General features: G+C 69.6%; 18 protein-coding genes, 1 tRNA gene and 3 pseudogenes. 2 read left to right on the top strand and 20 right to left on the bottom strand.

Annotated elements, in window-relative coordinates; translation table 11 throughout:
- Positions 1 to 80 precede the first annotated feature (80 nt).
- From ABZ823_RS24400 to ABZ823_RS24345, 12 genes and pseudogenes are all read right to left on the bottom strand, one after another.
- Positions 81 to 728, bottom strand: a complete 648-nt coding sequence (locus ABZ823_RS24400) for an L-threonylcarbamoyladenylate synthase (RefSeq protein WP_361664144.1) — start codon at positions 726 to 728, stop codon at positions 81 to 83.
- Between the two features lie 55 nt (positions 729 to 783).
- A complete protein-coding gene (gene prmC / locus ABZ823_RS24395; protein WP_361664141.1) occupies positions 784 to 1629 on the bottom strand; it encodes a peptide chain release factor N(5)-glutamine methyltransferase in 846 nt (281 codons plus the stop codon).
- 55 nt (positions 1630 to 1684) lie between these two features.
- Positions 1685 to 2752 (bottom strand): peptide chain release factor 1, encoded by a 1068-nt coding sequence (prfA, locus tag ABZ823_RS24390; protein ID WP_361664138.1) that lies wholly within the window; start codon positions 2750 to 2752, stop codon positions 1685 to 1687.
- Between the two features lie 141 nt (positions 2753 to 2893).
- Positions 2894 to 3115, bottom strand: coding sequence for a 50S ribosomal protein L31 (gene rpmE, locus ABZ823_RS24385; RefSeq protein ID WP_103838593.1), 222 nt, complete (start codon positions 3113 to 3115; stop codon positions 2894 to 2896).
- Positions 3116 to 3276: 161 nt separating this feature from the next.
- Complete coding sequence (locus tag ABZ823_RS24380; protein ID WP_361664135.1) at positions 3277 to 4416, bottom strand: LCP family protein; 1140 nt, start codon at positions 4414 to 4416, stop codon at positions 3277 to 3279.
- A 392-nt stretch (positions 4417 to 4808) separates the two neighbouring features.
- The gene (gene rho / locus ABZ823_RS24375) at positions 4809 to 6803 is read right to left on the bottom strand and encodes a transcription termination factor Rho (protein WP_361664132.1); all 1995 of its coding nucleotides are present in this window, start codon (positions 6801 to 6803) and stop codon (positions 4809 to 4811) included.
- Positions 6804 to 7211: 408 nt separating this feature from the next.
- Positions 7212 to 8129, bottom strand: a complete 918-nt coding sequence (thrB, locus tag ABZ823_RS24370) for a homoserine kinase (protein ID WP_361664129.1) — start codon at positions 8127 to 8129, stop codon at positions 7212 to 7214.
- A 284-nt stretch (positions 8130 to 8413) separates the two neighbouring features.
- Positions 8414 to 9472, bottom strand: a complete 1059-nt coding sequence (gene thrC / locus ABZ823_RS24365) for a threonine synthase (protein ID WP_361664126.1) — start codon at positions 9470 to 9472, stop codon at positions 8414 to 8416.
- Between the two features lie 6 nt (positions 9473 to 9478).
- Positions 9479 to 10822 carry a homoserine dehydrogenase gene (locus ABZ823_RS24360; RefSeq protein WP_361664336.1) on the bottom strand — a complete coding sequence of 448 codons (1344 nt, stop codon included), beginning with the start codon at positions 10820 to 10822 and terminating at the stop codon, positions 9479 to 9481.
- 191 nt (positions 10823 to 11013) lie between these two features.
- Positions 11014 to 12405 carry a diaminopimelate decarboxylase gene (lysA, locus tag ABZ823_RS24355; RefSeq protein ID WP_361664123.1) on the bottom strand — a complete coding sequence of 464 codons (1392 nt, stop codon included), beginning with the start codon at positions 12403 to 12405 and terminating at the stop codon, positions 11014 to 11016.
- Positions 12406 to 12427: 22 nt separating this feature from the next.
- Complete coding sequence (gene nrtL / locus ABZ823_RS24350; protein ID WP_361664120.1) at positions 12428 to 13432, bottom strand: ArgS-related anticodon-binding protein NrtL; 1005 nt, start codon at positions 13430 to 13432, stop codon at positions 12428 to 12430.
- 622 nt (positions 13433 to 14054) lie between these two features.
- Positions 14055 to 14432, bottom strand: a pseudogene (locus ABZ823_RS24345) (response regulator); the annotation flags it as partial.
- Between the two features lie 158 nt (positions 14433 to 14590).
- On the opposite strand from ABZ823_RS24345, the gene ABZ823_RS24340 reads away from it, so the two are divergent.
- Positions 14591 to 14662: transfer RNA gene (locus tag ABZ823_RS24340), tRNA-Arg, on the top strand.
- 845 nt (positions 14663 to 15507) lie between these two features.
- Positions 15508 to 15978: a GNAT family N-acetyltransferase gene (locus ABZ823_RS24335; protein ID WP_361664117.1), complete on the top strand. Its 471-nt coding sequence runs from the start codon at positions 15508 to 15510 to the stop codon at positions 15976 to 15978.
- Between the two features lie 27 nt (positions 15979 to 16005).
- On the opposite strand, the gene ABZ823_RS24330 is transcribed toward ABZ823_RS24335, so the two are convergent.
- The 8 genes and pseudogenes from ABZ823_RS24330 to ABZ823_RS24295 all read right to left on the bottom strand — a co-directional run bounded on the left by ABZ823_RS24330 (position 16006) and on the right by ABZ823_RS24295 (position 21699).
- Positions 16006 to 16566 (bottom strand): hypothetical protein, encoded by a 561-nt coding sequence (locus tag ABZ823_RS24330; protein WP_361664114.1) that lies wholly within the window; start codon positions 16564 to 16566, stop codon positions 16006 to 16008.
- Between the two features lie 274 nt (positions 16567 to 16840).
- Positions 16841 to 18213, bottom strand: a pseudogene (locus ABZ823_RS24325) (site-specific integrase).
- The gene (locus ABZ823_RS24320) at positions 18210 to 18380 is read right to left on the bottom strand and encodes a helix-turn-helix domain-containing protein (protein WP_361664332.1); all 171 of its coding nucleotides are present in this window, start codon (positions 18378 to 18380) and stop codon (positions 18210 to 18212) included. Before ABZ823_RS24320 ends, ABZ823_RS24325 begins: the two are co-directional and overlap by 4 nt.
- A pseudogene (locus ABZ823_RS24315) lies at positions 18380 to 19700 on the bottom strand (replication initiator). The gene ABZ823_RS24320 and the pseudogene ABZ823_RS24315 overlap by 1 nt, the downstream one beginning before the upstream one ends.
- 129 nt (positions 19701 to 19829) lie before the next feature.
- Positions 19830 to 20096 carry a SpdD protein gene (locus ABZ823_RS24310; protein WP_361664111.1) on the bottom strand — a complete coding sequence of 89 codons (267 nt, stop codon included), beginning with the start codon at positions 20094 to 20096 and terminating at the stop codon, positions 19830 to 19832.
- Positions 20097 to 20160: 64 nt separating this feature from the next.
- Positions 20161 to 20319 (bottom strand): hypothetical protein, encoded by a 159-nt coding sequence (locus tag ABZ823_RS24305; protein WP_361664354.1) that lies wholly within the window; start codon positions 20317 to 20319, stop codon positions 20161 to 20163.
- A 124-nt stretch (positions 20320 to 20443) separates the two neighbouring features.
- The gene (locus ABZ823_RS24300; RefSeq protein WP_361664108.1) at positions 20444 to 21172 is read right to left on the bottom strand and encodes a GntR family transcriptional regulator; all 729 of its coding nucleotides are present in this window, start codon (positions 21170 to 21172) and stop codon (positions 20444 to 20446) included.
- A gap of 89 nt (positions 21173 to 21261) precedes the next feature.
- Positions 21262 to 21699 (bottom strand): ATP-binding protein, encoded by a 438-nt coding sequence (locus ABZ823_RS24295; protein WP_361664105.1) that lies wholly within the window; start codon positions 21697 to 21699, stop codon positions 21262 to 21264.
- Positions 21700 to 21942: the final 243 nt, after the last annotated feature.

The following is a 21942-nucleotide window of genomic DNA, read 5'->3' as shown; positions in this document are numbered from 1 at the left end:
CCCCTGCTCATGGGGGTGCCCCCGCTCGAGCGAGACCGAGAGCGCGACGACAGCCGCGGGCTCGGGGGAGTCAGGGGCTGTCAATTCGCCACCTCGAGGTCGGGTACGACCTTGCGCAGCTCCTCCGCCGACAGCGCTCCCTGGCGCAGCAGGACCGGCACCTTGCCCGTGACGTCGACGATCGACGACGGGACGTTGCCCGGGGTCGGGCCGCCGTCCAGGTACACGGAGACGGAGTCGCCGAGCATCTCCTGCGCGGCGTCGCAGTTCTCCGGCGCCGGGTGGCCGGTCAGGTTCGCGGAGGAGACGGCCATGGGTCCGACCTCCAACAGCAGCTCGATGGCGACGGGGTGCAGCGGCATGCGCACGGCGACGGTGCCACGGGTGTCCCCGAGGTCCCACTGGAGCGACGGCTGATGGCGTGCGACCAGCGTGAGCGCGCCCGGCCAGAACGCGTCCACCAGCTCCCAGGCCATCTCGGAGAAATCGGTGACGAGGCCGTGCAGGGTGTTCGGGGAGCCGATCAGAACGGGCGTGGGCATGTTGCGGCCCCGGCCCTTGGCCTGGAGCAGGTCGGCCACGGCCTCCGAGGAGAACGCGTCGGCGCCGATGCCGTACACGGTGTCGGTCGGCAGCACCACGAGTTCGCCACGGCGGACGGCGGAAGCGGCCTCGCGCAGACCCGTCGCGCGATCGGTCGAGTCGTTGGTGTCGTATCGCCGTGCCATGTCTAGAGGGCCTCCTCGTACGCGTACTGCTGAGGGAAGAGATGCTGGGGCGCGCTCACGGCAGTGCCTTGCGGGCGGTCGCGAAGCGCGGGCGGTTGTTGAGGTCGGGGTGGTCGGCCGCGTCGGCCCAGCCCCGCTCCTCGGTGAAGATCCATGGCACCTGGCCGCCCTGGGTGTCGGCGTGCTCGATGACGACGACGCCGCCGGGGCGCAGCAGCCGGTGCGCGGTGCGTTCCAGGCCGCGGATGAGGTCGAGGCCGTCCTCGCCCGAGAACAGGGCCAGCTCCGGGTCGTAGTCCCGGGCCTCCGGGGCGACGTACTCCCATTCGGTCAGCGGGATGTACGGCGGGTTGGAGATCACGAGGTCGACCTGTCCGTCGAGGTCGGGGAACGCCGTACGGGCGTCCCCCTGGCGCAGGTCGACCCTCGACCCCTGCATGTTCTTGCGCGTCCACTGCAGGGCGTCCTCGGACAGCTCCACGGCGTGCACGCGTGAGCGCGGCACCTCCTGCGCCAGGGCGAGCGCGATGGCGCCCGAGCCGGTGCACAGGTCCACGATCAGCGGTTCGACGACGTCCATGGCCCGTACGGCGTCTATGGCCCAGCCGACGACCGACTCGGTCTCCGGACGGGGTACGAACACGCCGGGACCGACCTGGAGTTCCAGATAGCGGAAGTAGGCGCGCCCGGTGATGTGCTGGAGGGGCTCGCGTGCCTCGCGGCGGGCGATGACCTCCCAGTAGCGGGCGTCGAAGTCCGCGTCCTTCACGGAGTGCAGCTCGCCTCGCTTGACGCCGTGCACGAACGCGGCGAGCTCCTCCGCGTCGTTGCGCGGCGAGGGCACGCCGGCGTCGGCCAGCCGCTGGGTGGCCTGGGCCACCTCCGCGAGCAGCAGGTTCACGCTGGTCCTCCGGGGCTGAGCTGGTGTCCGGTGCTGGTGGGGGCCGTGCTCGCGCTTACGCGGCCGCGAGCTTGGCGGCCGAGTCCGCGTCGACGCATGCCTGGATCACCGCGTCGAGGTCGCCGTCCAGGACCTGGTCCAGGTTGTACGCCTTGAAGCCGACCCGGTGGTCCGAGATGCGGTTCTCGGGGAAGTTGTACGTGCGGATCTTCTCGGAGCGGTCGACGGTGCGCACCTGGCTGCGACGGGCCGCGGCGGCCTCCTTCTCCGCCTCCTCCTGCGCCATGGCGAGCAGCCTGGAACGCAGGATACGCATCGCCTGCTGCTTGTTCTGGAGCTGGCTCTTCTCGTTCTGGCAGGAGGCGACGACCCCGGTCGGCAGGTGCGTGATACGCACGGCGGAGTCGGTCGTGTTGACGGACTGGCCGCCGGGGCCGGAGGAGCGGTAGACGTCGATGCGGAGGTCGTTGGGGCTGATCTCGACGTCGACCTCCTCCGCCTCGGGGGTCACCAGCACACCGGCCGCGGAGGTGTGGATGCGGCCCTGGGACTCGGTCGCGGGCACGCGCTGCACGCGGTGCACACCGCCCTCGTACTTCAGGCGGGCCCACACGCCCTGGCCGGGCTCCGTCTGGCCGCGGGTCTTCACGGCGACCTGGACGTCCTTGTAGCCGCCGAGCTCGGACTCGGTGGAGTCGATGATCTCGGTCTTCCAGCCGACGCGCTCGGCGTACCGCAGGTACATGCGCAGCAGGTCGCCGGCGAACAGGGCCGACTCGTCGCCGCCCGCGCCCGCCTTGATCTCGAGGATGACGTCCTTGTCGTCGCTGGGGTCGCGCGGGACGAGCAGGAGGCGCAGCTTCTCCGTCAGCTCCTCGCGGTGCCGCTCCAGGTCCTTGACCTCGGCGGCGAAGTCCGGGTCGTCGGCGGCCAGTTCCCGAGCGGTCTCGATGTCGTCGCCGGCCTGCTTCCAGGAGCGGTACGTGGCGACGATCGGGCTCAGCTCGGCGTAGCGCTTGTTGAGCTTGCGCGCGTTGGCCTGGTCGGCGTGGACCGACGGATCGGCGAGCTTCTTCTCGAGGTCGGCGTGTTCCCCGACCAGTTCCTCGACCGCCTCGAACATCTCCGGCTCCCATGGGGTGTCCCCGCCCTGCGGGGCGTGGGGGACGTACGTACGACAATGAGTGGGCTGCACCGCAAAGCGCCGGTCCCGGCGCCCCCGTATGCGTGCACGGGAGCGCCGGAGACCGGCGCTGTGGGCTCGCTACTTCTTGGCAGCGGCAGCCTTGCCGAAGCGGGCCTCGAAGCGGGCCACACGGCCACCGGTGTCGAGGATCTTCTGCTTGCCCGTGTAGAACGGGTGGCACTCGGAGCAGACCTCGGCCCGGATCGTGCCGGACTCGATCGTGCTGCGGGTGGTGAACGACGCGCCGCAGGTGCAGCTGACCTGCGTCTCGACGTACGCGGGGTGGATGTCGCGCTTCAAGGTGTCTCCTAGGTTTCGGGAGGGCGCCGGGTCGCAGCCGCGGGATGCGGGTGCGTGAACCGGAGCCGACGTACCAGTCTGCCAGGACTGGCCGCATCCCCCAAAACCGGGGGCACACGTGATCTATTCCCCTGGCCGCGCGACGCCCCGCCGGGCCGGGGTCAGGACGCGGAGACCACGCCGCCCGCCTGGCCGCTCGCCGTTCCCTTCGTCGCGCTCGCCGGAATCGGCCGGTCGTGCTTGAGGGCGTCCCACACGAGCTGGGCCTTGGCCTTCTCCAGCAGCACGCGGTTGGGGTTCGTCGCGTCGTACTGGACCGGCACCGTGACCATGTCCATGTGGGAGGAGCTGATGCCCTTCAGCCCGCCGGCGAAGGACGCCAGGCTGTTCACGGAGCCCAGGTCGGAGTCGGTGGTGACGGTCCTGGTCGCGGTGTCGGCGAGTTCCACCAGTCTGGTGGGGCTGGTGAGGATGCCGATCTGCTTGACCTGGGCGACCAGGGCCTTCACGAAGGCCTGCTGGAGCTGGATGCGGCCGAGGTCGGAGCCGTCGCCGACACCGTGCCGGGTGCGGACGAGCCCGAGCGCCTGCCGGCCGTCGAGCGTGTGCGTGCCGGCCTGGAGGTCGAGGTGGCTGTCCTTGTCCGCGATGTCCTTGGTGGTGGTCACCCGCACGCCGCCGAGGTCGTCGATCAGCTTCTGGAAGCCGGAGAAGTCCACCTCGATGTAGTGGTCCATGCGGACACCGCTGATCGACTCGACGGTCTTCACGGCGCAGGTGGCGCCGCCGGTGGAGTACGCGGAGTTGAACATCACCCCGGAGGCCGCCGGCTGCACGGCGCCCTTGGCGTCGGTGCACTCGGGGCGGTCGACGAGGGTGTCGCGGGGCACCGAGACGACGGCGGCCTTCTTGTGGCCCTTGTAGAGGTGCACGATCATCGCCGTGTCGGAGCGGGCACTGCCGTCGTCGGCGCCGCCGCCCAGTTTCCCGTTCCCGCCGGAGCGGGTGTCCGAGCCGAGGACCAGGATGTTCTCCGAGCCGTTGTCGACCTTCGCGGGCCGGTCGGTGCCGAGGGCCTGGTTGATGTCGACGCTCTTGAGGTTGCCGTTGAGCTTGAAGTACAGGTAGCCCACTCCGGTGCCGCCCAGCACGAGGATGCCCCCGGCGGTCCAGGCCGTGACGAGGAGGGCCGTGCGCCCCTTTCCGCGCGGCTTGCGGCGGCGGCCCTTCGCCTTGCGGTGCGGGTCCGTCGCGGTGGCGTCGCCGGCTATTCCGGCGTCCGGCGTGCTCTCGGCAGGCATGTGCTCCCTCAGTCCTCGTCCGGTCGGCTACCCCCTGGCTTCGGGCAAAGACTCCCGTCGCTCCATGGTCACTCTGTTCGATGAGACGGAGAAACCGGGGAAAGGGTTGCACAACCCGCCGAGGTCAGTACGTATGTAGATGAACGCACACAGTCACCGCGAATTCCGGGAGAAGCCGCCTCACCTGGGCGTTCATTCGCGGGCGTGCCCTCGCCGGGGGCCGTGGCGGTCTTCTGCACCTGTGGCGAAGGTCTCGGATGCGGACCGTCCCGCACCCGCGCGACACCCGGACAGCCGTACCCGCACACTGTCCGAGGAAACGCGAAGGGCCGCTCCCCCGGCGTGCGGGGAAAGCGGCCCTTCGCGTTGCGCGTGCGGTCCTCGGGACGACGTCAGTCGCCGTTCGGCATCGGCGTCGTCTTCTGGATCTGCATCAGGAACTCGACGTTCGACTTCGTCTGCTTCATCTTGTCGAGGAGCAGCTCGATCGCCTGCTGCTGGTCGAGCGCGTGCAGCACCCGGCGCAGCTTCCAGACGACGCCCAGCTCCTCGGCGCCGAGCAGGATCTCTTCCTTACGGGTACCGGACGCGTCCACGTCCACCGCCGGGAAGATGCGCTTGTCGGCGAGCTTCCGGTCGAGCTTGAGCTCCATGTTGCCGGTGCCCTTGAACTCCTCGAAGATCACCTCGTCCATGCGCGAGCCGGTGTCGACCAGCGCGGTGGCGAGGATCGTCAGGGAGCCGCCGTCCTCGATGTTGCGGGCGGCGCCGAAGAAGCGCTTCGGCGGGTAGAGCGCGGTCGAGTCGACGCCACCGGACAGGATGCGGCCGGAGGCGGGCGCGGCGAGGTTGTACGCACGGCCCAGACGCGTGATCGAGTCGAGCAGCACGACCACGTCGTGGCCCAGCTCCACCAGGCGCTTGGCGCGCTCGATGGCCAGCTCCGCGACCGTGGTGTGGTCCTCGGCCGGACGGTCGAAGGTCGAGGAGATGACCTCGCCCTTGACCGACCGCTGCATGTCGGTGACCTCTTCCGGACGCTCGTCGACGAGGACGACCATCAGGTGGCACTCGGGGTTGTTGTGCGTGATCGCGTTGGCGACCGCCTGCATGATCATGGTCTTGCCGGTCTTCGGCGGGGCCACGATCAGACCACGCTGGCCCTTACCGATGGGCGAGACGAGGTCGATGATGCGGGTGGTGAGCACGCCGGGGTCGGTCTCCAGGCGGAGCCGGTCCTGCGGGTACAGCGGGGTGAGCTTGTTGAACTCCGGGCGGCCGCGGCCGTGTTCGGGCGCCATGCCGTTGACGGAGTCCAGACGGACCAGCGCGTTGAACTTCTCGCGCCGCTCGCCGTCCTTGGGCTGACGGACCGCGCCGGTGACGTGGTCACCCTTGCGCAGGCCGTTCTTGCGGACCTGGGCGAGGGAGACGTACACGTCGTTCGGACCCGGCAGGTAGCCCGACGTACGGATGAAGGCGTAGTTGTCGAGGATGTCCAGGATGCCCGCGACGGGGATCAGGACGTCGTCCTCGGCGACCTGCGGCTCGGCGATGTCGTCGCGGCCACGGCGGCCACGGCGGTCGCGGTAGCGCCCGCGACGGCCACGGCGCCCGCCGTCGAAGTCGTCCCCGTCCTCGTCGGGCCGCTGGCGGTCCTGACGGCCGCCGCCCTGCTGCTGGCCCTGCTGCTGACGCTGCTGGCCGCCCTGGCCCTGCTGCTGGTCGTCACCCTTGCCGCGGCGGTCGCGGTCCCGGCCGCGCTCGCGGCGGTCGCGGCGGCGGCCCTCGGCGCCGTCACCGGCGGAGGCGCCCTGCTGCTCGGACTCGGAGGACTTGGTCTCGCCCTGCGACTGCGCCTGCTGGGCCGGGGCGGCCGGGGTCTCGGCCTTCGGCTCGCTCTTCGCCTCGGCGGCGACCGTCTCGGGGCTGCCGGCCTCGGCGGTGGCGCGGCGCCGGCGGCGCTCGGCCGGAGCGCCGTCGCCGGCTCCCTGGCCGGGGATCTCGATCTGCTGCGGGGCCGCGGACTGCTCGGGGGCCTTCTCTGCCGTGGGCTCGGCCGGGGCACCGTCGTCGCCGGTGCGGGTCCGGGCGGTGGCCCGGCGCTTCGGCTTGGTCTCGGCGGCGGCCTCGGCCTTGGCCGGGGCACCGCCACCGGCCTGCGCCTCCTTGATGACCTCGATCAGCTGGCTCTTGCGCATGCGCGCGGTGCCCCTGATACCGAGGCCGGATGCGACCTGCTGCAGCTCGGCCAGCACCATGCCCTCGAGGCCGGTACCGCGGCGCCGCCGGGAGCCGGCACCGGTGGCAGGCGCGGAGGCGTCCGTGGCGGGCGCGGCAGCGGTCTCCTCGACACGTGCGCCCATCAGATCGGTGGTGTCGCTCACGAAGGGTCCTTCCCTGGAGCGGACGTCGGCCTGTCTGGCTCGGCGACCGGTTGTGCTGTCCGGCTTCGGCCCCATCTGTGGGGACCGTGCCGGGGCGGTGGTCCGCCAAAGCGGCGGAGGAAATATCTGGTGATTGGCGTTTCCCTGAGCCGTGGCACCCGGTTCTGTGTCACGGGGCTCGGTCACGCCGATTCCGGAGCATGCTCGGCAACCAGCTCAGTGTTCGCGTACGACATACGGCTCACGTACGTGATACGGAACACAGTGCGGCTTGGGAAGCTCCCGGAAGAATGGTTGTCCCGGACGGGGACACGAAGCACCTCGCCATGGCGGGGTCGGGTGCTGACTTGAGGTTAACACTACCGGATCCAACAAACATTCCCCCTCTCGAAATCCGGCGACCGTGTGTCAGGGCGCAAGCGGCAGCACGCTCGCTCCCTGGCTGTCCATCTCCAGCCGGTTGGCGGCCCAGCCCTCGCCCGCCAGATCGGCCACCTTGTCGGCGCTCGCGTCGTCGGCCAGCGCCAGCACCGTGGGTCCCGCTCCGGAGATCACCGCGGGGATGGCGTCGGCCCGCAGCCGCTCCACGAGCGCGGCGCTCTCGGGCATCGCCGGGGAGCGGTATTCCTGGTGGAGACGGTCCTCGGTGGCCGGCAGCAGCAGCTCGGGGCGCCTGGTGAGCGCCTCGACGAGCAGGGCGGCGCGGCCCGCGTTGGTCGCGGCGTCGACGTGCGGCACCATGCGCGGGAGCAGTCCGCGCGCGGTCTCGGTCAGGACCGGCTTTCCGGGCACGAAAACCACCGGAACGATGGAATCTGCGGGGTCCAGGCGGATCGCCCGGGCGGCACCGCGGTCCATCCAGGAGAGGGTGAAACCGCCGAGGAGACAGGCCGCGACGTTGTCCGGGTGGCCCTCGATCTCGGTGGCGAGTTCCAGCAGCGCGGTGTCGTCGAGGCGGCTGTCACCGCCTATGGTCACGGCGCGGGCGGCGACGATGCCGGCGCAGATGGCGGCGGAGGAGGAGCCGAGCCCACGGCCGTGCGGAATGCGGTTGGCGCAGACGATTTCCAGGCCGCGGGGCTGCCCGCCGAGGACGTCGAAGGCGGTACGCAGGGACCGCACGAGCAGGTGGCTCTCGTCCCGCGGAAGCGTTTCGCTGCCCTCGCCGGCGATGTCGATGTGCAGCCCGGAGTCGGCCACCCGGACGACGACGTCGTCGTAGAGCCCCAGCGCGAGGCCGAGGGCGTCGAAGCCCGGGCCGAGGTTGGCGCTGGTGGCGGGGACGCGCACCCGGACGGCGGCGGCGCGGAACGCTGGACCGGCCATCGCTCGATGACTCTCCTTGAGCTGCGTGATGGTCGAACGAATTCGATGCGTACGGAAGACCCGGAGGCCGCATATGCCGCGGCACCGCGGCATATGCGGCGGGCGGGTTCAGTACAGCCTATCGAAGGAAGGTTCTGTGGCGACATAGGGCGCACAGGAGGCGCACGATGCGTGTCGTAAGCCCCCTGTGCCCCCTCTGCCGGTTGCCCTTGTCAGGGTTGTGCCCCGATGAGGGCCGGGCTACGCGGGTCGGAGCCGGGTGGGGCGCGCCGAGCCGCCGGGGATCATGCGAGCCCGAGCCGCTCGGCCGCCGTGGCGGCGTCGACCGGGACGGTGACCGGCTGCGGAGCGCCGGCGACGGCCCAGTCGGGATCCTTGAGCCCATTGCCGGTGACCGTGCACACGATCCGCTGCCCGGGGTCGACCTTGCCCTGCTCGGCGGCCTTCAGCAGACCGGCGACGGACGCCGCGGACGCGGGCTCGACGAACACGCCCTCCTGCGCGGCCAACAGCCGGTAGGCGCGCAGGATCTCACGGTCCGTCACCTCGTCGATGGCGCCGCCCGACTCGTCCCTCGCCGCCAGGGCGTGACTCCAGGACGCGGGGTTGCCGATACGGATCGCGGTGGCGATGGTCGAGGGGTCCTTGACGACCTCTCCGCGCACGATCGGGGCCGAACCGGACGCCTGGAAGCCCCACATGCGCGGGGTCCGGCCGGCGACGCCGTCGGCGGCGTACTCCCGGTAGCCCTTCCAGTAGGCGGTGATGTTGCCGGCGTTGCCGACCGGCAGTACGTGGATGTCGGGGGCGTCGCCGAGCATGTCCACGATCTCGAAGGCCGCCGTCTTCTGACCCTCGATACGCACCGGGTTGACCGAATTGACCAGCGCCACCGGGTAGTTGTCGGACAGCTCCCGCGCGAGGGTGAGGCAGTCGTCGAAGTTGCCGTCGACCTGGAGGATCTTCGCGCCGTGCACCAGGGCCTGCCCCATCTTGCCGAGCGCGATCTTGCCCTGCGGCACCAGCACGGCCGACACCATCCCGGCGCGTACGGCGTAGGCGGCGGCGGAGGCGGAGGTGTTGCCGGTGGAGGCGCAGATGACCGCCTTGGCGCCCTCCTCCTTGGCCTTGCTGATGGCCATGGTCATACCGCGGTCCTTGAAGGACCCGGTGGGGTTGGCACCCTCCACCTTCAGGTGGACCTCACAGCCCGTGCGCTCGGAGAGCACCTGCGCGGGCACGAGCGGCGTGCCGCCCTCACGGAGCGTGACGACCGGCGTGCTGTCCGACACAGGCAGCCGGTCCCGGTACTCCTCGATGATTCCGCGCCACTGGTGGGTCATTGCTGGTTACTCTCCTTCAACCCGCATGATGCTGGCGACACCCCGCACGGTGTCGAGCTTGCGCAGCGCCTCGACGGTCCCGCTGAGCGAGGCGTCGGACGCACGGTGGGTGACGACGACGAGGGAGGCCTCCCCGCCCTCCCGTCGCCCGCCGGCACCCTGATCGACGGCGACCGCGTCGCCGCCTGGATTCCGGCTCTGCTGGCGAACCGTATCGATCGAGACGTCGTGCTCGGCGAACACGGTCGCCACCTGGGCGAGAACACCCGGTTTGTCGGCGACGTCAAGGCTGATGTGGTAGCGCGTGACGACGTCACCCATGGGCGACACCGGCAGAGCGGCGTAGGCGGACTCGCCGGGTCCGGTGGCCCCGCTGAGCCGGTTGCGGCACACGGCCACCAGGTCGCCGAGCACGGCGGAGGCCGTCGGCGCACCGCCCGCCCCGGGCCCGTAGAACATCAGCTGCCCCGCGGCGTCCGACTCCACGAAGACGGCGTTGTACGCACCGCGCACGGAGGCGAGCGGGTGGGTCAGCGGAATCATGGCGGGGTGCACGCGCGCGGTGGCCGAGCCCCCGTCCGCGGCGCGCTCGCAGATGGCGAGCAGCTTGATGGTGCAGCCCATCTCCTTCGCCGAGGCGAAGTCGGCGGCGGTGACCTCGGTCATGCCCTCGCGGTAGACGTCGTCCAGACGCACACGCGTGTGGAAGGCCATCCCGGCGAGGATGGCGGCCTTGGCGGCCGCGTCGAACCCCTCGACGTCGGCGGTGGGGTCGGCCTCCGCGTATCCGAGTGCGGTGGCCTCGTCGAGGGCCTCCTGGTAGCCGGCCCCCGTGGAGTCCATCTTGTCGAGGATGAAGTTCGTCGTCCCGTTGACGATCCCCAGCACCCGGTTGACCTTGTCACCGGCGAGGGACTCGCGCAGCGGCCGGATCAGCGGGATCGCACCGGCGACGGCTGCCTCGTAGTAGAGGTCCTTGCCGTTGTCCTCCGCTGCCGCGTGGAGGGCCGCCCCGTCCTGGGCGAGCAGCGCCTTGTTCGCCGACACGACCGAGGCGCCGTGCTCGAAGGCGGTGGTGATGAGGGTCCGGGCGGGCTCGATGCCCCCGATGACCTCGACGACGACGTCGAGGTCGCCCCGTTTGACGAGGGCGGTGGCATCGGTGGTGACGAGTTCGGCGGGAATGCCCTCCCGCACCTTGGAGGGCCTCCTGACCGCGACCCCCGCCAGCTCGACGGGGGCCCCGATCCGGGCCGCGAGGTCGTCGGCGTGCGTCGTCATGATGCGCGCCACCTCTGAGCCGACAACCCCACAGCCCAGCAGCGCCACCTTCAGCGGACGCGTACGCATCATCCGACCTCGTTTCCTCATCCGGTCTACGGTTGGACCAGTCTCACTCACCGGACGGGACTTTCTTCCCTTTGTCCGAATCGTGAGACATCTATTTCATCTTGTCAGCGGCGGAAGCAGGAGATCTTCCACCGGCCCCGGGGCGCCGCCCGAACCCTCGAAGCCCACCGACGTGATCCCCCCGGCCATCGTCACCCGACATCGAGACGGAGAAGGTCCTCCTCCGTCTCCCGGCGCACGATCACCCGGGCCTCCCCGTCGTTCACGGCGACGACGGGCGGGCGGAGCGCGTGGTTGTAGTTGCTGGCCATGGAACGGCAGTACGCGCCGGTGGCCGGTACGGCGATGAGGTCGCCCGGCGCCAGATCGGCGGGCAGGAAGGCGTCCTTCACCACGATGTCCCCGCTCTCGCAGTGCTTGCCGACGACCCGTGCCGCCATCGGCTCGGCGTCGGAGGTGCGGGAGACCAGGGCGACGCTGTACTCGGCGTCGTACAGCGCGGTGCGGATGTTGTCCGACATGCCGCCGTCGACGGAGACGTAGGTGCGCAGCCCCTCGAGCGGCTTGATCGTGCCGACCTCGTAGAGCGTGAAGGCGGTGGGCCCCACGATGGCGCGCCCGGGCTCGACGGAGATGCGCGGGGTGCGCAGCCGGGAGGCGTCGCACTCGCGGGAGACGATCTCGGTCAGCGCCTTGGCGATCTCGTGCGGCTCCCGGGGATCGTCATCGCTCGTGTACGCGATCCCGAGGCCGCCCCCGAGATCGATCTCGGGCAGCTCGATCCCGTGCTCGTCGCGGATGTCCCTCAGCAGCCCCACCACCCGGTGCGCGGCGACCTCGAACCCGGACATGTCGAAGATCTGCGACCCGATGTGGCTGTGGATGCCGATGACCTCCAGCCCGTCGAGCTGGAGCGCCCGGCGCACCGCCTCGGCGGCCTGGCCGCCCGCCAGCGGGATCCCGAACTTCTGGTCCTCGTGCGCGGTGGCGATGAACTCGTGCGTGTGCGCCTCGACCCCGACGGTGACCCGGATCTGCACCCGCTGCCGCTTGCCGAGGGACGAGGCGATGTGCGCGACCCTCACGATCTCCTGGAAGGAGTCCAGGACGATCCGCCCGACACCGCTTTGGACGGCCTTGGTGATCTCCTCGGTGGACTTGTTGTTCCCGTGGAAGGCGATGCGGTCGGCGGGCATACCGCCGGCGAGCGCGGTGGCGAGCTCGCCCCCGGAGCACACGTCGAGATTGAGCCCCTCCTCGTTCAGCCAGCGCACGACGGCACGGGACAGGAACGCCTTCCCGGCGTAGAACACGTCCGCGTCCGGCCCGAAGGCGGTGCGCCAGGCACGCGCCCGGGCCCGGAAGTCGGCCTCGTCGAGGAAGTAGGCGGGCGTGCCGAACTGCTCGGCAAGCGTCTTCACGTCAACCCCGCCCACCGTGACGACGCCCTGGTCGTCCCGGGCGACGGTCTGCGCCCACACCTTGGGGTCGAGGGCGTTGAGGTCGGCGGGCGGCGCGGAGTAGTGGCCCTCGGGCAGCACGTCGGCGTGGCGGGGCCCGGCGGGATGTGCGGAACGGCTCATGAGGTCTGGGCTCTCTCGGGTCTCAGAGGTAGTCGGGTGCGCTGATGCCGAGCAGGGACAGGCCGCCGGCCAGCACCGCCCCGGCGGCTTCGGCGAGGGCGAGCCGGGCACGGTGGGCGGCCGAGGGTTTCTCGTCGCCGAGCGGGAGCACGGTGTGCTGAAAGGCCAGCAGCCCGTCGGCCACGGCCACGAGCTGCCGCGCGAGCCGGTCGGGAGCGCGGTGGGCCGCCGCCTGGGTGAGGGCGTGGGGGTACTCGGCGAGGGCGCGCGTCAGCGGTGCCACATCGGGTACGTCACCGGGGACCGCGTCGAATCCGAGCCGACCGGCGTTACGGCCGAGGGCACGGGCGCGGGTGTGGGCATAGCGGATGCGGAAGAGCGGATTGCTCTCACGCTGGAGCAGATGATCGGCCGTGATCCGGGGCCGGTCGTGCGGGGCCGGATACAGCAGTGCCCAGCGGGCGGCGTCGGGTCCGAGGGGGGTGGGATCCTCCGGAGCGGGAACCGGCCGCAGGTCGACGGCTTCCCCGGGACGCGCGTGATGGACCTCGGCGCGCCCGCCCTGGGTGGCGATGATCCGTACGAGGGTGTCGGCGACGACCTCGGCACGGATGTCGTAGGGAATGCGCAGGGGGATGACCTGGTCGGCGAGCCTGGCGGTGTGGCCGTAGGGGGTGCTGCCGTCGGCACGGAGGCCGTGCCCCCCGTCGACGATCTCCCGGACGAGCGCGGCGGTGGCGGCGGCCGCTTCGAGATGGATGTTCAGGAAGCCCGGCCCGGTGATCTCGACATCGGCGACCCCGTCGGTGTCCCGCAGACGGGGCCGCAGGATCTCGGCGACCTCCAGGGGCGCCCGCCCGGCGGGACGCGCCAGCTGGAGCGCGATGTTGGTGGCGTAGTCACCACGACCACCGGGCCCCGGAGCAGTGACCACGGCACGCGCAGGCACGGCCACACTCAGTTCCCCGTCCTCCACAGCACGACGCACCGCGCGCAGCACGGTACGGGAGAGCTCGAAGGGGGTCACGGGACAAGGGTAGGGGAGGCAGGGGGTGGGTACGCGAGCCGGTTTGGGCGGGGGTCCGGGATGTGGACGGGGGTGGGGCGGCGGGGCCTGTTGTGGGGGTGCGCTGGGGGTGAGGGGTGGGGCTGAGGGGTGAGGGGTGAGGGGTGAGGGGTGAGGGCTGGGCTGGGGGGTGGGGCTGGGCTGAGGGCTGGGTCTGGGCTGAGAGCTGGAGGGGCCCTGCGGCCGGTGAGGAGACGGGTCAGCTACCGGCGGCCGGACCGAGCTGACCCAGAGATCCAACTTGCCCTACCTGCCCCACGCTGCGGGAACTGTTGTTGCCACTGCTGGTGGCACTGCTGGTGTTGCCACTGCTGGTGGCCCTGCTCGTGGCACTGCTGCTGGCGCCGCTGGTGGCACTGGCACTGCTGTTGCAGGTGATGCCAATGTGGCCAATGAGGCCGTCGAGGCCGCGATGGCCACTGAGCCCAGGGTGGCCATTAAGGCTGCGGTGGTCGTCATGGCCGATATGGCCGCTGACACTGCCACTTCCCGGATTGCCGCTTACCGGATTGCCGCTTACCGGATTGGCGCTTACCGGATTCCCGCCCCCCGGATTGCCGCTTCCCCGATGGCCCCTCCCCCGACCACGACGCTCCATCAGCTCCTTCACGAGCTGTACGAGTTCGGACGGCTCGAAGGGCTTGGCGAGGAACGCGTCGACACCGACATCGAGGCCGCTCTCGACCTCGCGCTGCGTACAGGCGCTGATGATGGCGACGGGCAGGCCACGGGTTCGGGGGTCGGCCCGGAGCCGGGCGGCGGTCCGCAACCCGTCGAGCCGCGGCATGACGACATCAAGGGTGACGACATCGGGCTGCACATGATGGACGACGTCCAGACACTCGGCACCGTCGGCCGCGGTCACGACCTCGAGACCCTCCAGCTCGAGGTTGACCCTGATCAGCTGCCGGATGACCTTGTTGTCGTCCACAACAAGAACCCGGCCGGACGCCCCTGGCACAACTCGAGAGTAGGTCCGCCCAGGCGGCCGCGTCCGCGTTTTCCCGACTTCCACCCCGACCGGGGGACCCACCCTCGACGGGCCCCCGGCAAACCGTTCATGAAGACCCGGAAAGAGCTGGTAGGGTTCTACCCGTCGCCGCGAACACCGCGCGACACGCCCCCGTAGCTCAGGGGATAGAGCAACGGCCTCCGGAGCCGTGTGCGCAGGTTCGAATCCTGCCGGGGGCACCCAGCATGAGGTGCCCAAAGACCCCGTCACCAGCGGAAACGCTGAGGCCGGGGTCTTCGCGTATGTGCAGGCGTGTGCGGCCCGGAGCGGGCGTATGTCGGGGTCTGTGGACGAGGCGTGGACGGGATCTTGAGGCGTCTGCCCAGGTCAGCCCCGACAAACGGCAAGGCCCCGGGACAAGTCCAGGGGCCTGAGGGTCGGTTCATCGGCGGTGCCCCGCAGTAGCCGATCTCGGTCGGCTGATCGTCGCGGTAGAGCACAGTGCAGTGGCCGCGCCCTGAGGGCAGAAAACAGTCCCCAGTAGTACTGCTCGTGTCCTGAAGCTTCAGTCGTCACTGTCGCCTCGGTATCGCGCCGGCTTGCTGGGGGCCTGAACCACATCCTGTCCAAGTCACTAGCCGGCTAGACGTCCTCATCGACTTTGCAACTCTTTCGGTGTTATGGCCTACTAATCACGATGCATGCCAGATGTCATAAGTCAATAGGCTTTCGGTAGGTTTCAAATGAAACCTCTCGCGATCACGTTCGACTGCGGCATCCGGCTCCTCCGCGGGTCGACGGGGAGCCGGTCGCGGCCGAGCGATTACCCAGGTCAGCCCATCTAGCGACGAAGGGGCCTGCGCATGCGCATCGCCGCGTCAGGCCAGGTTGCTCTCCTAAGAGCTGCCTTGGGCGCGGTCACAGCCCGGCGTGCCAGTCCCGCTCCCGATCGCCTGGGTCGAATACGCTGCGAAGACGTCCGACCTGGAGGCCTCGACAACGCGGATGCGCGGGAATGCCGCCCGGTATCGGCTCTTCACGTAGGCCGGGACGGCGCAGCTGCCGGATGCGGAAGGGGTGTGGCATGAGATCCCCGAGCGTGCACCTACGGGAGATCACCGACGACAACCGCGATGCCGTCCGTGCCCTCCGCGTCCGACGTGACCAGAAGCAATTCGTCGCCTCCGTGTCCCACTCCCTCAAGGAGGCGGCGAAGAAACCGGAGGCCAATCCCTGGTACCGCGCCGTGTACCGCGGCGATGAGCCAGTCGGCTTCGTGATGCTGTCGTGGAAACCGCCCGCCGGTCCTTACGAAGGGCGACACTTCCTCTGGCGCCTCCTCGTCGACAAGCGGTACCAGGGGCGAGGGATCGGCCGAGAGGCGCTCACGCAGGTCGCCGCCCTGGTGCGCGCGGACGGCGCCACCGAGCTGCTGACCAGCTACGAGCCCGGCGACGGCGAGCCGTGGCCCTTCTACCAGAAGTTCGGGTTCGAGCCCACCGGGGAGATCGACGACGGCGAGATCGTTCTGCGACTCGCCTTCCCCGCTCGGTGAGCTGTTAGCCCCAGGCCGACTGTGCTATCAGGTGAGCCCCGGCATGAACCCCGACTTGTCGCCAGCATCCCAAAGGGTCTTCATCTCCAGCACACCCAGGTTGAATTGGGAAAAATGACCGTGATACGCGCCCCAGACCCAAAGCGGCTGCGTACTTGTGTTGCCGTACTTGTCCTCGACCGGCCCCACCCCGATGACTGACAGTCCTTCAACAGAGGACTGCCCAAAGACTTTCGCTGCCGCCCGGACGACATCCTGATTCTCGCCATGGACCGTGGCTTCGACTCCGAACAATGCCTGCGAGGCGCCCGAATTGACGAAGATCGTCACGTCCAGATTCTTCCCCTTGCCCAGCACCCGGACGCTCTTGATGGCGGGGTTCAGGCACTTGAGGCGAGCGGTGGCAGAGCCCTTGACACAGCGAGAGCGCGACTTCTTCGTGGAGTGCGGCTTCTTCGCCGGGGACGGCTTCACAGAGGGAGCCCGCGTAGTTGCCACCGCAGTCGGCTTGCTCTTGGGGCTTGCCGCCACAGGGGTACCCGCCTGCCCCGCAGTGCACCCTGCGAGCAGGGTTACCAGCAGCGCCATCGGGGCGAAGCGAAGGAAACGTCGAGACACATTGCACCTTGAGAGTTCATCGTTCACATGATCTTCATGGGTTATATAGGTGTACCCCTCATCTGACCAAGCGTCGGCTCTACCTGGAGCTTCTGGTACCTGCCCAGACCAACCGGGGCGGAGCGGGTGGCACCGGCGGTTCGACCAAACCTCGGCGACCAGATCTCTCTCACACTCCGCCATGGCACGGTCTGAGCTGGATTGCGGATCCGCCAGTCGGGGCCTGGGTGGGGCGCAGCGTGTCTCACTCGTACTCGCGAAGCAGATCCTCGATACGCCGGTTGGCGACGTCCTGCCGCCCGTCGAGGCACTTCGCGTAGCGGGTCAGCAGGACCTCGACGCTGTTGCCGGCTCGCTCGGCCACCTCGGTCGGGTCGACTCCCGCGTTGAGCCACGTCGACAGCGCCGAGTGCCGCAGGTCGTACGGCCGGCTCGCGAGCGGCGAGGAGGCCACGGCTGGCGGAAGCGCGAGGAGACGGGCTTCCTGCCACACGCGGTAGTACGTCGAGGAGGGGACGACCGAGCCCTTCTCGCTGAAGAAGAGCCGTCCGTCGTCCGCCGTGCCGAACGTCGCCAGGTGCTCTCGGAGTGCGGCGACGAGGTGGGGCGGGATCGGCACCCGTCTGACGTCCTCAACGGGCCGGTTCTTCAGCCCGCGGTCGTCGTGGGTCTTCCCGAGTCGGTCCACTGCTTGCCGACCGACGGACGAGTGCGGTGGAGCAGCGCCGATCCCCACCCCTGTTCGGGGAGGTTCAGGTCCGTCTCAACGAGGCCGACCGCTTCAGCCGGCCGGAGACCGCCGAAGTACATGGCGGCGAAGAGACCCACCAGGCGCCGACCACGGGCCCGCCGGTAGCCGCCCACGTAGGAGACGGCTGCCAGGAGATTGCGAGCCTGCTCGGGGTTCGCGACAACGCGAGGGTCGACCTGGTTGGAGACCTTCGGCTTCTGCCAGCGGACGGCCGTGATCGGGTTTTCGCGCAGTTCCCCCAGGTCGACGGCATAGTTCGCTGCGTTGACGAGGGTCCGCCGCTTGCGCCGTACGGTCTCCGCTGCGGCCACCGTTCCGTCCAGCTTGAGTTTCAATGAGTCCAGAACCGCCCTGCCGATCGCTGCGTCGGCAAGGTCAGAAAGCGGCCGCGAAGCCTTGGCCACCCAGTGCAAGGCGTCTGCGACGTCGGTCGGCAACTCGCGATCGTCAGGGCTGGGCAGGACATAGGCCCAGTTGCGAAGTGCCCTCCTCAGCAGCTCGTCAGTCGGCCGCCCCGGACGCTCGTCGAGAAGCGCCACCGTCACGGCGGTCAGTGCTTCGTTGATCCCGTTGCGCGTGTTCGGTGCCGCATGCGGCCATTTCATGGCCAGGTATTTCAAGGCGAACGCGTACCAGGTCATCGAGGGAGCCTTCTCGATCACCGAGTCGGGCAGCCCGGTTACCGTGTCGAACTCTTCCCCTGTATGGGTGGCTCGGAGGAGCTTGGATCGGTAGTGGTCAGCCAGCCCCTTGGTGCGGAACTGTTCGGAGAAGACGTTCCCAGCCACGGTCCACCTGACGTCATAGGACGACTTCTTGGTGTTCCTCTTCCGGACGCCCCAGACCTTTACATCGAGAGACTTCACGCCGCCGCCTCCAGCTGCCGCAACCATGCGCTGAAGTCGCTCCGCCAGACTCGCAGCTCGCCGTTGGGCAACTTGAACGCGGCCGGCCCCAGCCCCAGCTCGCGCCACCGGTAGAAGGTCCGCCGAGAGACACCACCCAGCTCATCGAGGACCTGACTCACGGTCATCAACTCGTCGCGTCGGCTGTCCACGTGGGCTCTCCTTCCGTTCCAGGAGCGGGTTCGAGGGATGCGGCAAGCCAGGCTTCAGCGGAGGACAGACCGGTTCCGGCGAAGACCCAGTGGGCGAGGACGAGCGTCGTTTCGCCGTCCTGCGCGGTGGGGGGGCTCGTCTGAGCGCGGCGCCAGTCGGCGCGCGCGTCGCGGAGGGCGCCGAGGGTGGTGGAGTAGCGGCGGGACTTGGTGGAGAAGTGGCCGCGGAAGCCGAGCATGTGGGCCGAGGCCCTGAGTCGGAGGTCTGCCAGCTCGGGTAGTGCGCCGAGGTTCCAGGCGGTGCGGATCATCCGCCGGGCGTGGTCGGTGATCTGGGCTTGTGCCAGCTCGGCGAGGAAGCGGATCGGCCGGTCGAGGGTGCCGGTCGCTGCCTCTGCTCCCTTCGTGGCGTACTTGGCGATGTAGGCCGCTACGGCCCGCTCGGTCAGCTCCTGGCCGTCGTCGAAGTGCGCCGAGCGGATCGTCCGGACATCCAGCTGACGGCCGAAGGCGAAGGTGTGCGCACGGCCGTCGATCACCGGACCGTCGACCCACGCGGCGGCGGTAGCGGCCCGGATGGCGTCGGTCAGCAGCTCGGCCGTGGCCCAGGACGGGGGCGAGGAGTCGCCTCCTTCGGGCCCGTCGAGGCGGATCACGGCGTGGAAGTGGACGGCGCCTCGCTTCTGGTACTCGGCGACCTTCGCGAAGGAGAGCCGGGCGTGGTCCCGGAACGTGCGTTGTGTGAGTCCGGCGCGCTTGGCGACCTCCCGGCGGAGGTAGATCGAGAAGCGCCGCCACAGGGCTCCGGCGTGGGCGTTCCACAGCACGGCCGCCTCGTAGTCGTACGTGTCCGGCTCCAGGGGCATGCCGAGCCCAGGGTCATCCTCCTCGTGACGGATGCCGCAGCGGCAGGCCCGGCCGCTGGAGGGGCGGTTGTGGACGGGGCCGAAGCTGGGGGCGGTGAAGGTGGCGAAGACGCGCGGGTGTGTGGCGACCTGTTCGGGGGTGCCTTTGCCGCCGCGGAGTCCGGCGTTTGATCAGGTGGTAGGTGTCGCGGCGGTAGGTCTCGGCGCAGGCCGCGCAGCGGGTGGCGCGGCGGTTGTTGCAGCGGACGAGGAGCTGACCGGCGGGGAGCGTGGTCGAGTCAAGGTGGTGCAGGACGCCGCCGATCTCTCCGGTCGTCTGGTTGACCTCGTATTCGGTGCGGTGGCCGTCGAGGCGTACGGGGCGGGTGCAGCCGCCCAGGCCGGACAGTTGGCGGGCCAGCTCGGGCATGGTGCCGAGCGAGGCCAGCATGGTGAGTTCCGCCAGCGGGGGCGGGGTGTGCCGGGGGATGATGGTGTTCCTTTCGGCCGTTGCTGCGGTTGGAAGGGATGGCCCCGGGGCGGCGGGATGCTTGGCGGCGTTTGCCGCCCCGGTGGCCGGTCAGTGCTTGTGCGCGTTGCTGATGAGGGAGCGCAGGACCACGGCGGCGATGGCCACGGACACGGCCGAGATGGCGACGGCCGCCAGGAGCGCGGTGAGGACGACGCCGACGACGACCACAGCGCCGACCACGCCGACTCCGAGCCCTACGAAGGGGGCGACCGGACGGCCGGCGGACGGGGCCGGGGCTTGGTCCTGGCGGATGGCCAGGTGAGTGGTGACGCTGGTGGGCAGGGGCGCGGGGTCGGGGAGCTTGGGACGGAACACGTCGGGGACTCCTTGTCAGTCGTGGGTGCCGTTGACGACTCCGACACCGCCGCGGGTGCCGGACTCAATGACGGGGGCGAGGAAGGTGTGCGAGAGCCAGAAGCGCCTCACCGCTCACGGTGTCCTTGGCGATCTCACCGGTCTGCCGATCGCGCACCTTCGGCGAGGGCGCTTCGGTGAGCAGGATCGTGGCGGTCGAGGCGTCAACGCGGATTACACGCACAGAGATCTCTCCTTCTGAGTGGATCAACCCGCCACCTGACAGGTTGACTTAGCAAGTTCGAAGCTAAGGATGCCAGGTTGACTTGTCAAGTGAGAAGTGGGGCCAACTCACCCGGTAGGCCTAGTCAGTTGAGGCGATAGGTGTCCTCAAGCTCCTGCCGATCGGCAGGAAGCAGCACGTCAGAGACCTGCAACGCTCGCCCTGAAGCGTCACACGCCACAACCAGCACGCTCAGAACGGGAAGACCGTCCGGTAGCGCCAAATGCGCGGCCTCATCGTCCTCGGGCAGTCGAGCCGAGACGCGCTCCGTGACGTGGTCGAAGCGAACCTTCTTCCGCGCTTCCAAGTGCTCCCTCATACCGCCGTTCAGGGGCTCGGGGACGCCCAGGTCGGTGCCCTCGGCCATGCCGGCGGGGAAGTAGGAGGAGACCAGCTCGACCGGTTCGCCACCCTCCTCCACGAGGAAACGACGCATCAGAACCTCGGCCCGCTTCGGGAGTCCGAGGGCCGACGCGACGCGAGCCGGAACGGGCACGCGCTCGACCTGAACCAGACGCCCGGAGGCTTGCGACTCGTCACGCTCCAGAGCCTCACGGCCCCGCTGGTCCTTCTGCTCGACGACTTCCGGACGGCCGCGGACCATCGTGCCGTACCCCTGCCGGGACTCCAGCCATCCGTCCCGCTTCAGCAGTTCCAGGGCTCGGACGACAGTGGGACGGGACATCCCGAACGACTGCACCAACTGGTTCTCACTCGGAACCCGGGTCCCCGGCGGGTAGGTACCGTCCTCGATGCGGCGCTGGAGCGTCTGCGCGAGGCGCACGTACTTCGGTGCCGCCACTTCATACGCCATGGGCGCCGCCTGTCGGTATTGGCCAAGTCAACTGGTCAACCAGACTAGCGACATTTCCACTGTGGCAGTAGAAGCGGGGGTGCATCCCCTCACTGCGGCCAGGCATCGGCCAGGGCGAAGGAGACCATCGTTCCGCCGAGGCGACTGGGGCCGGCGTGCCAGGAGTCGGCGATGGAGTCGACCAGGAGCAGCCCCCGCCCGTGCGCGTCGTTCGCCTCCGGGTGCCGCATGCGTACGTTGGCGGGGAACCCCGGGTTGTGTACCTCCACCCGCAGCGAGGTCCCCTCTCGGTACCACTCCACACGCACCAACCACGGCTCATCCGACCGACCGTAGAGGACGGCGTTGGTCACGAGTTCCGAGATCATCAATGTGCAGTCGTCGACCGAGCAGATCGGGTTATGCGGGGCGATGAACCTTCGGAACCAGCGCCGGGCGCGAGGCACCGATTCCGGGGCCGGATGCAGGGTCATTGCCCCGAGCCGCGTTGAGCCGGGACCGAAGTAGCGATCGATTGCGAAGGTCATCCGTGCACTCACTCCTTGCCGCTGCCGTCACAGTCGAGGCAGCGCCGCTTCGCCGTGGCACGGGGCCGGTCGTTGGCAACGGAGAGCGCCAGCGCCGTACGGGAGCCGACGCTCTTCCAACCACGTCCCCGGCATCCTCGGCAAGCTAAGAAGTCATCTCATTTGGCTCGTTCGGTAGTCTGCGGGTGTGGGGATCGTAGAGCGGCTGGTGCCGGATGAGCTGTGGGAGTTGTTCCAGCGGGT

It is taken from the genome of Streptomyces sp. NPDC047079 (genome assembly GCF_040643755.1).
Taxonomy (GTDB): Bacteria; Actinomycetota; Actinomycetes; order Streptomycetales; family Streptomycetaceae; genus Streptomyces.
This window is presented reverse-complemented; position numbering and strand designations above follow the sequence as displayed.